The sequence below is a fragment of the Sodalis sp. RH20 genome (assembly GCF_047324205.1).
In the GTDB taxonomy this organism is placed as follows: Bacteria; Pseudomonadota; Gammaproteobacteria; order Enterobacterales; family Enterobacteriaceae; genus Acerihabitans.
In genome coordinates, this window is sequence record NZ_CP178733.1 from 3952082 (window position 1) to 3964253 (window position 12172).

Genomic DNA, 12172 nt, shown 5'->3' on the forward strand with positions numbered 1-12172 from the left:
TGCCTGTTTCCCCGTATAAGTGAAATGCTTTTTGACGAAACTTTTACAATAACGCGGCCTGAATTACTTTATCCTAGTACGATGATAATTCCCTGACCACTGATGGCCGCCCGTATCGCATGAAAATCCGCTCACAACGTAAAATCAAATGGCGCAATATTCTGTTGTTGTTAATCGTCGTGCTGTTAATTGCAGCCGCCCTGTTCTATTTTCTGCCAAGGCATAGCGGCGGCACGAATGCCGATCCCCGGGCGGGAGGGCCGGGAAGGGCGGGCGCCGGCATGGGCGGCCTGGCCACGCCGGTGCACAGCGGGACGGCGAAACAGGCGGATGTGCCAGTATATCTTTCCGCGCTCGGCACCGTGGTGGCCAACGCCAGCGTCACGGTGACCAGCCGGGTGGACGGCCAGTTGATGCAGGTCTATTTCGTCGAAGGCCAGAAAGTGGCCAAAGGCCAGCTGCTGGCGCAAATCGACCCCAGGAGCTACCAGGCCACCCTGGAGCAATATCAGGGCGAACTGGCGCAAAACCAGGCGTTGCTGAAAAGCGCCCAGCTGACCCTGGCGCGCTACAAGACCCTGTTTGCGCAGGACTCGCTGTCGCGGCAGGATTTGGAAACCCAAACCGCCACGGTCGGCCAGTACCTGGGCACGATCAAAGCCGATCAGGCGCAAATCAATGCCGCCAAGCTGGATCTGGAGTACGCGCGCATTACCGCGCCGGTGTCCGGCCGGGTGGGGCTGCGGCTGGTGGACCCCGGCAATATGGTCCACAGCAGCGATACCACCGGCATTGTCACTATTACCCAGACCCAGCCGATTGCGGTGACCTTCAGCCTGCCCCAGGTTAATTTACCCACGCTGCTGAAATCGCTGCACCAGGGCAATTCCCTGCCGGCCACGGCCATCGATCAGGACGGCATTACCCCTCTCGGCCAGGGCAAGCTGAATTTTATCAGCAATGAAATCGATAGCGATACAGGCAGTATCAAGCTAAAGGCGATTTTTGCCAATGATGACGAAAGCCTTTACCCCAACCAGTTTGTCAACATCCGGCTGCAAACCGGGACGCTGGCCGGCGCGACCGTGATTCCCGCCCAGGCGCTGCAGTTAAGCAGCGACGGCGATTTTGTTTATGTGATCAAGGCCGACAACACCGTTGAGCGAAAAGCGGTTAAAACCGGGCCGGCGTTCGGCAGCGATTTGCAGGCCGTGTTGTCCGGCGTCGCCCCGGGGGACCAGGTGGTCACCGAAGGCATAGACCGTCTCAATACCGGCAGTAAGGTGACGGTGGTGAATACGGCGCAAACCAAGGACGTGACGGCGCAATGAATCCCTCACGACTGTTTATCCAACGTCCGGTCGCCACGATTTTGCTGATGATCGGCGTGCTGGTCGCCGGCATTTTCGCCTATCGGATGCTGTCCACCTCCGCCCTGCCGCAGGTGGATTATCCCACCATCCAGGTGACGACGCTTTATCCCGGCGCCAGTCCAAGCGTAATGGCGTCGTCCATCACCGCCCCGCTTGAGCGCCAGTTGGGACAGATGGCCGGCCTGAGCCAGATGTATTCCACCAGCTCCGGCGGCGCGTCGATTATCACCCTGAAATTTTCGCTGGAGCTGTCGCTGGATGTGGCCGAGCAGGAAGTGCAGGCGGCCATCAACGCCGCCGACAGCCTGCTGCCCACCGACCTGCCCAACCCGCCGACCTATAAAAAGGTCAATCCGGCGGATACGGCGGTCATTACCCTGGCCGCCACCTCCGATACCCTGCCGCTTATCAAGGTGCAGGATTTGGTCAATACCCGCATCGCCCTGAAGCTGTCGCAGATTTCCGGCGTGGGTATGGTGACGCTGGCCGGCGGCCATCAGCCGGCGATACGGGTGCGCATGGATCCCCGCGCCCTGGCGGCGCATAACCTGACGCTGGCCGATGTCGATACGCTGATTGGCAACAGCAATGTCAACGGCTCCAAGGGCGGGTTCGACGGCAAATACCACTCCATTACCATTGATGCCAACGACCAGTTGCGCACGGCGGCCGAGTACGGCAACCTGATCATTACCTACCAGAACGGCGCCGCGCTGCGCCTGCGCGATATCGCGCAAATCGACGAAGCGGAGGAAAACGCGTTCCAGTCCGCCTGGGCCAATCGCATGCCCGCCATCGTCATCAGCGTCCAGCGCCAGCCCGGCGCCAACGTGATCTCGGTGGTGGATAATATCAAGGCCCAGCTGCCGACCCTGCAGGCGGCGCTGCCCGACGGGGTTAAGATCGCGATTTTATCGGACCGGACCCAGACCATCCGCTCATCCATCAGCGACGTGCAGTTCGAGCTGCTGCTGTCCATTGCGCTGGTGGTGATGGTGACGTTTCTGTTCCTGCGCAACCTGGCCGCGACATTAATCCCCAGCATCGCCGTGCCGCTGTCGCTGGTGGGCACCTTCGGCGTGATGTACCTGGCCGGATTCAGCCTGAACAACCTGTCGCTGATGGCCCTGACGGTGGCCACCGGTTTTGTTATCGACGACGCCATCGTGGTGGTGGAAAACATCTCGCGCCGCCTGGAAAACGGCGAAACCCCGATGCAGGCGGCGCTTAACGGCTCGGCGCAGATTGGGTTTACCATTATTTCGCTGACCTTTTCGCTGATTGCGGTACTGATCCCGCTGCTGTTTATGGGCGATGTGGTCGGGCGCCTGTTCCGCGAGTTCGCCATTACCCTGGCGGTGGCGATCCTGGTGTCGATGGTGGTGTCCCTGACGCTGACGCCGATGCTGTGCGCCTACCTGTTGCGCCATATCCCGGCGGAACAACAGAGCCGGTTCAACCGCAAGGGCGGGCAGCTGTTCGACAAGCTGGTGGCCGGCTACGATCGCTGGCTGACGGTGGTGCTGGATCACCAGCGCCTGATGCTGTTGGTGGCGCTATTGACCCTGGCCCTTACGGCACTGCTGTATCTGGTGGTGCCGAAAGGCTTTTTCCCGCCGCAGGATACCGGCCTTATCCAGGGGGTAACCGTGGCCTCGCAGGATGTGTCGTTTAGCGAGATGGCGGCGCGACAGCAAAGGCTGGCGGATGTCATTCTCAAAAACCCGTCGGTGGCGAGCGTATCCTCGACCATCGGCATCGACGGCAACAATACCAGCCTGAACAGCGGCCGGCTGCAGATAAACCTTAAGCCCTTCGCGGATCGCGACCTGCGCGCCGATGCGATTATCACGCAGCTTAAGCAGGCCGTCGCGGATATCGCCGGCATCCAGCTGTATCTGCAATCCGCGCAGGACCTGACGGTTAACGATCAGGTCACGCCCAGCCAGTACCAGTTCACCCTCGACGACGCGGACAGCGAAAACCTGGTCGCCTGGACGCCGAAAGTGGTGGCGGCGCTCGCGGGGCGGCCGGAGTTCAGCGAGGTGGTGAGCAATCTACAGGATCAGGGCCAGGTGGCCTACGTGGAACTGAACCGCGACGCGGCGGCGCGCTACGGCATTACCGCCGCCGATGTGGATACCGCATTATATAACGCCTTCGGGCAGCGCCTGGTGTCGACGATCTTTACCCAGTCCAATCAATATCGCGTGGTGCTCGAGGTGCTGCCGAAGTACCAGCAGTCGCCGGCGTCGCTGGACGATATCTACCTGGCCACCAATCTTACCGACGGCACGAGTACGGCCAGCACCTCGGGCAGTTCGGGTTCGTCCGGCGCCACGACGACATCAAGCGCATCGAGCGGTTCCACCACCAGTTCCTCAGCCGGCATGGTGAAACTCACCGCTATCGCCGCAATCCACCTGCGTACCGGGTCGCTGCTGTACGCCAGGCTCAATCAGTTCCCGGCGGTCACCCTCTCCTTTAACCTGCAACCCGGCTATTCGCTGGAAGACGCGCAGCAGGCGATAACCAACGTGACCGATGAGCTGAAACTGCCGTCCAGTATTACCCTGCGCTACCAGGGCGAAACCTCGGCGTTTCAGAGCGCCACCGATAACACCCTGTGGCTTATCCTGGCGGCGCTGATAACCATGTATGTGGTGCTGGGCATCCTGTACGAAAGTTTTATCCATCCGGTGACGATTTTGTCCACCCTGCCCTCGGCGGCGGTGGGCGCCCTGCTGACGCTGCTGTTCGCCGATACTGAGTTCAGCCTGATAGCGCTTATCGGCGTCATCCTGCTGATCGGTATCGTCAAGAAAAACGCCATCATGATGATCGACTTTGCGCTGGAGGCGGAGCACCACCAGCATCTTACGCCGCGTGAGGCCATCCACCAGGCCTGTCTGCTGCGCTTCCGGCCGATTCTGATGACCACCATGGCGGCGTTGCTGGGCGCGCTGCCGCTAATGCTGGCGCACGGATCCGGCGCCGAGCTGCGCCGGCCGCTGGGGCTGGTGATCGTCGGCGGCCTGATATTCAGCCAGGTGCTGACGCTGTTTTCCACGCCGGTGATCTACCTGTGGTTTGACGGCCTGTCGCAGCGCGCGCAGCGGACATGGCGCCGTTACGGCCGCCAGGAGCGCTGATGAATATCTCGCGCGTGTTTATTTTTCGCCCGGTGGCGACACTGTTGCTGACGCTGGCCATTGTGCTGCTCGGCCTGCTGGGCTACCGGCTGCTGCCGGTGGCGCCGCTGCCGCAGGTGGATTTTCCGACCATCATGGTCAGCGCCAGCCTGCCCGGCGCCAGTCCGGAAACCATGGCCGCGACGGTGGCCACGCCGCTGGAACGCGCCCTGGGACAAATCGCCGGCATCAGCGAAATGACGTCCAGCAGCGGGCAGGGCTCCACCAACGTGATATTGCAGTTTGACCTGGACCGGGATATCAACGGCGCGGCGCGCGATGTGCAGGCGGCGATCAATGCCGCGCGCAGCCTGCTGCCTTCCAGCATGCCCTCGCTGCCCACCTACCGCAAAGCCAACCCGTCCGACGCGCCGATCGTCGTGCTGGCCCTGACCTCCCCCACCCGCACCAGCGGGGAGTTATACGATCTGGCCTCCAGCGAAATCCAGCAAAAAATCGCCCAGGTCGAGGGCGTCGGCCAGGTATCGCTGTTGGGCAGCTCGCTGCCGGCGATACGCATTGAGCTGAGCCCGCAGATGATCACCCACTTCGGCTTATCCCTGGATACGGTGCGCAGCGCCATCGCCAACAGCACCAGCAATTTACCCAAGGGGATATTGCAGGGGGACAGGCAATCCTGGGTGGTGGACGGCAACGGCCAGCTGGATCTGGCGCGCGATTACCGGGCGCTTATCGTCAGCTATCAAAACGGCACCGCCGTGCGGCTGGGGGATGTGGCCACGGTCTACGACTCGGTGGAGGATAAATACAACGTCGGATACTACAACCAGACCCCGTCGGTGATGATTGGCGTGACCCGCCAGGCGGGCGCCAATATGCTGGAAACCATCGACGCCATCAAGGCGCGGCTGCCGGCGCTGTCCGCCACTCTGCCCGGCGACGTCGGTTTGCATATGGTGGTGGATCGCTCGCCTAACGTGCGTTCCTCGCTGCGCGATACCGAAGAAACGCTGCTGATCGCCGTCATACTGGTGATCGCGGTGGTGTTTGTCTTCCTGCGCAACCTGCAGGCGGTGATTATCCCGGCCCTGGCGCTGCCGGTATCCCTGATCGGCACCTGCGCGGTCATGTACCTGCTGGGCTATAGCCTGGACAACCTGTCGCTGATGGCGCTGATTATCTGCACCGGGTTCGTGGTGGACGACGCCATCGTGGTATTGGAGAACATCACCCGTTATATCGAACAGGGCCTGGGGCCGGTGCGCGCTTCAATCCGCGGCGCGCAGGAGGTCAGTTTCACCGTGCTGGCGATGACATTGTCCCTGGTGGCGGTGTTTATCCCCATCCTGCTGATGGGCAGTATCGTCGGCCGGTTGTTTCGCGAGTTCGCGATAACGCTCACCGTCTCGCTGCTGATTTCGATGGTGGTCTCGCTGAGCCTCACCCCGATGCTGTGTTCCCGGCTGCTCAAGCGCAAGCCGCCGGTGACCCGCAAGCCGCCGCGGCTCTATGTGCTGATCGAGCGCGGGCTGGCCCGGCTGCTGGCGGCCTACGCCGTTGCCCTGGCCTGGGTCATGCGCCACCAGCGCCTGACGCTGTTCAGCCTGGTGCTGACCGTGATGCTGAATATTTTTCTCTATACCGTGGTGCAGAAAGGCTTTTTCCCCAACCAGGATACCGGCCTGCTGATGGGCATGCTGCGCGCCGACCAGAACGTCTCGTTCCAGGCCATGAAACCCAAGCTGCAGGAATTTTCGCGCATCATCCAGCAGGATCCGGCGGTGGACGGCGTGCTCTCCTCCATGGGTAGCGGCGGCTTCGGCTCGCGCAACAGCGCCAACTTTTTCGTGCACCTGAAGGATTTCAGCCAGCGGGACGCCAGCGCCGCCGAGGTAGCCAACCGCCTGACCGCCAAAGGTCTTAACCAGCCCGGCGTCCAGCTGTTCCTGATGCCGGCGCAGGATTTGCATATCGGCGGCCGCAGCGCCAACGCCCTTTACCAGTACAGCCTGCAGGCCGACGACCTCGATACCCTGCGGCTCTGGACGCCGAAGGTCAAGGCGGCGCTGGAAAAGATCCCGCAGCTTACCGGGGTGGACGCCGATTCCCAGACCGGCGGCCAGGAGGTGATGCTGAATATCGACCGGGATAAGGCCACCCGGCTGGGCGTGAACGTGCAGATGCTCGATACCCTGCTCAATAACGCCTTCAGCCAGCGGCAGATCGCCACGCGTTATAAAACCCTTAACCAGTACCATGTGGTGATGACCCTGGACGCCGCGTTCACCGTCGATCCGGCGGTCCTGAACGAGCTGATGGTGGTCAATGGCCAGGGCCAGCAAATCCCTATTGCCGCCTTTGCCAGTTTCAGCGGCGCCAACGCCTCGTTATCCGTGGCGCATCAAGGGCAATCCGCCACCAGCACCGTGGCGTTTAACCTGGCGGACGGCGTGTCCCTCGAGCAGGCGCAGCAGCTTATCAAGACGGCCATGGCGCAGATTGGCCTGCCGTCCACCATCCAGGGCGGCTTCCAGGGCACCGCCAAGGCCTTTACGGCGCTGGCCTCCAGCATGCCCTGGCTGATACTCGCCGCGCTGGCGGCGGTCTACATCGTGTTGGGCATGCTGTACGAGAGTTATATCCATCCGTTGACCATCCTGTCCACCCTGCCCTCCGCCGGGCTTGGCGCCCTGTTGCTGTTGATTATCACCGGCACCCAGCTCACGGTGATCGCCCTGATCGGCATTTTGTTATTGATAGGCATCGTTAAGAAAAACGCCATTATGATGATCGATTTTGCCCTGGCGGCGGAACGGACCCAGGGGCTCAGCCCGCAGCAGGCGATTACCCAAGCCTGCCTGATGCGTTTCCGGCCGATTATGATGACCACGCTGGCGGCCTTTTTTGGCGCCCTGCCGCTGGCGCTGGGCAGCGGCGGGGATGCGGATTTACGCAGCCCGCTGGGCATGGCGATTGCCGGCGGCCTGGCGCTGAGCCAACTGCTGACCCTGTTCACCACCCCGGTGGTGTATCTGTATATGGACCGGCTAAGCCGTTCCGGCAAGCGGGCCTGGCGGCGTTTTGGCAAAACCGGCGCGGCCTGAAGCCGGTAACCCGACGATGGCGCCTCACCCTTCTTACTTATGATTTCGGACAACAGTGACTTTATGATAACGATATTCCCACATCCCGCCCTGAAGCTGCTGCCCCTGGCGCTGGCGTTGATCCTGGCCGGCTGTATGGTGGGCCCGGACTACCGGCGGCCGGCGATGACGGTGCCGCTTGAATTTAAACAGGCGAAGGGCTGGACGCAGGCCGCGCCGCGGGATGAGGCGGGCAAGGGGGAATGGTGGGCGGTGTACCGGGATCCGACGCTTTCCGGCTTATTGGGCCAGGTGCGGATTTCCAACCAGAACGTGGCGCAGTATGAAGCGCTGTACCGCCAGGCGCGGGCGCTGACGGCCGCCTCGCGCGCCAATCTGTACCCGACGGTCACCGGCACCGCCGACACCACGCGCAGCGGCACCCGGACCGCCGCCGCCACGACGCATGAGGCGCAGGTCAGCGCCAGCTGGGAGCTGGACCTGTGGGGTAAGCTCAGACGCACGGTGGAGGAAAACCAGGCCAATGCCCAGGCCAGCGCCGCCGAACTGGCCAATATTACCCTGAGCGCCCAATCAGAGCTGGCGCAGGATTATTTCCAGCTGCGGGTCATGGATGAGCAGATAGCGCTGTATCAGGAGAGCGTCGAGGCCTACCAGCGCTACCTGAACATTATCGAGAATAAATACCGCGCCGGGAGCGAGTCCCGCGGCACCCTGGCGCAGGCGCAGACCCAATTGGAGAGCGCCCGCGCTTCCGCGCTGGATTTACAGTGGCAACGCGCGCAGCTTGAACACGCCATTGCGGTGCTGATCGGCCGGTCGCCGGCGCAGTTCAGCCTGCCCGCCGCCAGGCTCACCGCCACCCTGCCCGTTATCCCGGTGGCGCTGCCGTCACAACTGCTGCAACGCCGGCCGGATATCGCCTATGCGGAGCGCAGCGTCGCCGCGGCCAACGCCGCCGTCGGCGTGGCGCAGGCCGCCTATTACCCCGACCTGACCCTGAGCGCCAGCGGCGGTTTCCAAAGTTCGGTGCTGCATAATCTGATTTCCATGCCGAACCGGGTATGGTCGCTGGGACCGGAACTGAGCGGAACGCTGCTGGACTTCGGCGCCACCAAGGCATCCGTTGAGCAGGCGCGGGCCGCTTACGACGCCAGCGTCGCCAGCTATCGCCAGCTATCGCCAGAGCGTGCTGTCGGCGTTTGAGGAAGTGGAAAATTATTTGGTGGAGCTGTCGACCCTGGAGGCGGAAACCGCCGCGCAGCAGCGCGCCGCCGAGTCCGCGCAGGAATCGGCCCGCGTTACGCTTAACCAGTACCAGGCGGGGATGATTGATTACCTGGATGTCGCCACCACCCAAAATACCAGCCTGTCGCAGCAGCAAAACCTGCTGTCGCTGCGCAGCACCCAATGGGTGGCCAGCGTTCAGCTGATCGTCGCCCTCGGCGGCGGCTGGCATGACGAAGACCGTCGGTAGGCCGTGACGGTCCGTGGCGGCCCCGGGCCGCCACGGACGTCGCCCTTATTCCGCCGGCGCCGGCGCGCGCGCCGTCAATGCGCAGGCCGCCACCCAGACGCGCCCCTGGCGGATTTCCACCGGCCAGGCGCTGACCGATAGGCCTGCATCCTCCAGGCAGCAACCGTCGCGCAGGCGGAAATGTTTTTTATACAGCGGCGAAATCACCACCGGCTCGCCTGCGACATCGCCCACCAAGCCGCGCGCCAACACGTTGGCGCCGCTGCCCGCCTCATGATTGGATAAAGCATATACCCGGCCTTCCCCGCCGGCCGGGCCCGCGGCCGACGGCAGGTAAAACAGGGCTATCTGCCGTTGCCCTAAACGCGCGGCGATGCCGGCATGGGCCGGGATATCACCGAGCATGCACACCGGTCGCCAGCCGGTTTCCTCAACGGCGGACGACGGCCCGGGGCCATTTCCTGCCGCGGCTGGCAACGCCCCCATGGACACCTCATAGCGCGCATCGCCCTCGGGCGGCGCGCTTACGCCCGCCCGCGGTTTTTCTTCCGGCCGTGCGGGCCGGATCTGGGATCGCTGCGCCATCATGACCACCGCTTCATCCGGCCGGTCGCTGTTGATAAATCCCCGGAACAACGCCAGCCGGCCGGCATCCGCCAGGGTGATTTGCCATTCGCACTGGTAACTCGCCACTACCGACTGCATTTCCTGTTCAAGCTCGGCGCAGATGCCGAGCGCGTCATCGACGATCACCCGCTGCAGATAGTTTACGCCGCCTTCCAGATTATCCAGCCAGGTGCTGGTGCGCTGCAGCCGATCGGCGGTGCGGATGTAAAACATCAGCAGGCGGTCGATCATGACGATAAGGCCGTCGGCATCCAGATCGGTGGCAAATAAATCCGCGTGGCGCGGTTTCATGCCGCCATTGCCGCAAATATACAGGTTCCAGCCTTTGTCGGTGGCGATAATGCCGATATCCTTGCCCTGCGCTTCCGCGCATTCACGCGTACAACCGGAAACGCCCAGCTTGAATTTATGCGGCGCGCGCAGGCCCTTGTAGCGGTTTTCCAGTCTGATGGCCAGCCCGGTGGAATCCTGCACGCCGAAGCGGCACCAGGTTGAGCCGACGCAGGATTTTACCGTGCGCAGCGATTTACCGTAGGCATGCCCGGTTTCAAAACCGGCGGCCACCAGTTCCCGCCAAATGGCCGGCAGCTGTTCCATCCTGGCGCCGAACAGCGCGATGCGCTGGCCGCCGGTCACCTTGGTGTATAAATTATAACGGGCAGCCACCTGGCCCACGGCAATCAGCCCCGCCGGGGTGACTTCCCCGGCGGGCATGCGCGGCACGACGGAATAGGTACCGTCCTTCTGGATATTGGCGAAAAAACGATCGTTGGTATCCTGCAACGGCAGATGTTCGGGTTGCAATAAAAAGTCGTTCCAGCAGGAAGCCAGCAGGGAACCGGCCAGCGGTTTGCAGATTTCACATCCCAGGCCATGGCCATATTGCGCCAGCAGTTGGCTGAAGGTACGGATACGGTTGACGCGAATCAGGTGATACAACTCCTGGCGTGAATAGGCAAAGTGTTCGCACACGTCTTTTTTCACCACCACGCCCTGTTGCGACAGCTCATATTCCATGACCTGCCTGACCAGCGGCACGCAGCCGCCGCAGCCGGTGCCGGCGCGGGTGCAGGTTTTCACCGCCGCCAGATCGCGCGCCCCCGCCGCCACCGCCGCGCGGATATCTCCTTTGCTGACGTTATGGCAGGAGCAAACCTGGGCGCTGTCAGGCAGGGAGGCCACGCCCGCGGCCTTCGGCGCGTCCCCCGAGCCGGCCGGCAGGATCAGGCTTTCCGGTCGTTCCGGCAGGGGCATGCCATTGAGTATCATCTGCTGCAGGGTACTGAACTCCGCGCTGTCGCCCACCAGCACCGCGCCCAGCAGGCGGGTTTTATCCCCGGAAACCACGATTTTTTTATAGATCTGCCGCGGGCCGTCGGTCCATAGATAGCTTTGGCAGCCCGGGGCGGCGCCCTGGGCGTCCCCCAGCGAGCCGACTTCGACGCCCAGCAGTTTCAGCCGGGTACTGAGATCCGCCCCGCTAAATACCGCCTCCTCCCCTGCAAGACATGACGCCAGCGCGCGCGCCATCTGATAACCGGGCGCCACCAGCCCAAACAAGGCGTCGCGCCACGCGGCGCATTCGCCGATAGCGAAAATATGGGCATCCGAGGTCACGCACCGATCGTCGATAGCCAGTCCTCCGTGCGCGCCGAGCGTCAGTCCGCACTGATGGCCCAACCGGTCCATGGGACGGATACCGGCGGAAAACAGGATAAGATCGGTATCAAGCGACCCGCCGTCGGCAAATTCCAGCCGCAGGCCGTCTTGGCCGGCAGGGGTGATACGGCGGGTGTTTTTGCCGGTGTGCACGGTTACCTGCAAAGCGTCGATTTTCCGCCGCAGCATGGCCGCGCCGCCTTCATCAAGCTGCACCGCCATCAGCCGCGGGGCAAACTCGATCACATGGGTTTCCAGTCCCAGCTGCCGCAGGGCATTGGCGGCTTCCAGCCCCAGCAGGCCGCCGCCGATCACCGCGCCGCGCCGTGACTGGCGCGCCCGCGCGGCGATGGCGTCAAGATCGTCCAGGGTTCGGTACGTCAGGCAGCCGGGTAGATCGCAGCCGGGAATCGGCGGCACAAAGGCATAGGATCCGGTGGCCAGCACCAGCCGATCGTAGGGCGTTGTTCCGCCGTGGTTATCCGTCAGGCATTGCCGCTGACGATCGATGGCGGTAACGGTGGTGGCGCCGCGCAATTCGATGTCATGCAACGCAAAAAAACCGTCGGGCACCAGCGACAGCGATCCCGCGCTGCGCCCGGAAAAATACGCCGACAAATGTACTCTATCGTAAGCGGGGCGGCGCTCGGCGCCGAAGACGATGATGCGGTAACGCCGGTGCAGCTCGCGCGCCACCAGCTGTTCCAGAAAATACTGGCCCACCATGCCGTGGCCGATGACAGCTAATACGGGTTTGTTCATAACAAAAGTCCTTACATA

At 62.8% G+C, this 12172-nt stretch carries 4 protein-coding genes and 1 pseudogene; 4 read left to right on the forward strand and 1 reads right to left on the reverse strand.

Features of this window, described 5'->3' with window-relative positions:
* The first annotated feature begins 119 nt into the window (after nt 1-119).
* The 4 genes and pseudogenes from ACL2XM_RS18255 to ACL2XM_RS18270 all read left to right on the forward strand — a co-directional run bounded on the left by ACL2XM_RS18255 (nt 120) and on the right by ACL2XM_RS18270 (nt 9106).
* Nucleotides 120-1331 carry an MdtA/MuxA family multidrug efflux RND transporter periplasmic adaptor subunit gene (locus ACL2XM_RS18255; protein WP_410012241.1) on the forward strand — a complete coding sequence of 404 codons (1212 nt, stop codon included), beginning with the start codon at nt 120-122 and terminating at the stop codon, nt 1329-1331.
* Nucleotides 1328-4525: an efflux RND transporter permease subunit gene (locus ACL2XM_RS18260; protein WP_413722040.1), complete on the forward strand. Its 3198-nt coding sequence runs from the start codon at nt 1328-1330 to the stop codon at nt 4523-4525. The genes ACL2XM_RS18255 and ACL2XM_RS18260 overlap by 4 nt, the downstream gene beginning before the upstream one ends.
* Nucleotides 4525-7629 carry an efflux RND transporter permease subunit gene (locus tag ACL2XM_RS18265; protein ID WP_410012243.1) on the forward strand — a complete coding sequence of 1035 codons (3105 nt, stop codon included), beginning with the start codon at nt 4525-4527 and terminating at the stop codon, nt 7627-7629. The genes ACL2XM_RS18260 and ACL2XM_RS18265 overlap by 1 nt, the downstream gene beginning before the upstream one ends.
* Nucleotides 7630-7692: 63 nt before the next feature.
* Nucleotides 7693-9106 (forward strand): annotated as a pseudogene (locus ACL2XM_RS18270) (efflux transporter outer membrane subunit).
* A gap of 45 nt (nt 9107-9151) precedes the next feature.
* On the opposite strand, the gene nirB reads toward ACL2XM_RS18270, so the two are convergent.
* Nucleotides 9152-12154 (reverse strand): nitrite reductase large subunit NirB, encoded by a 3003-nt coding sequence (nirB, locus tag ACL2XM_RS18275; RefSeq protein ID WP_413731339.1) that lies wholly within the window; start codon nt 12152-12154, stop codon nt 9152-9154.
* Nucleotides 12155-12172 lie beyond the last annotated feature (18 nt).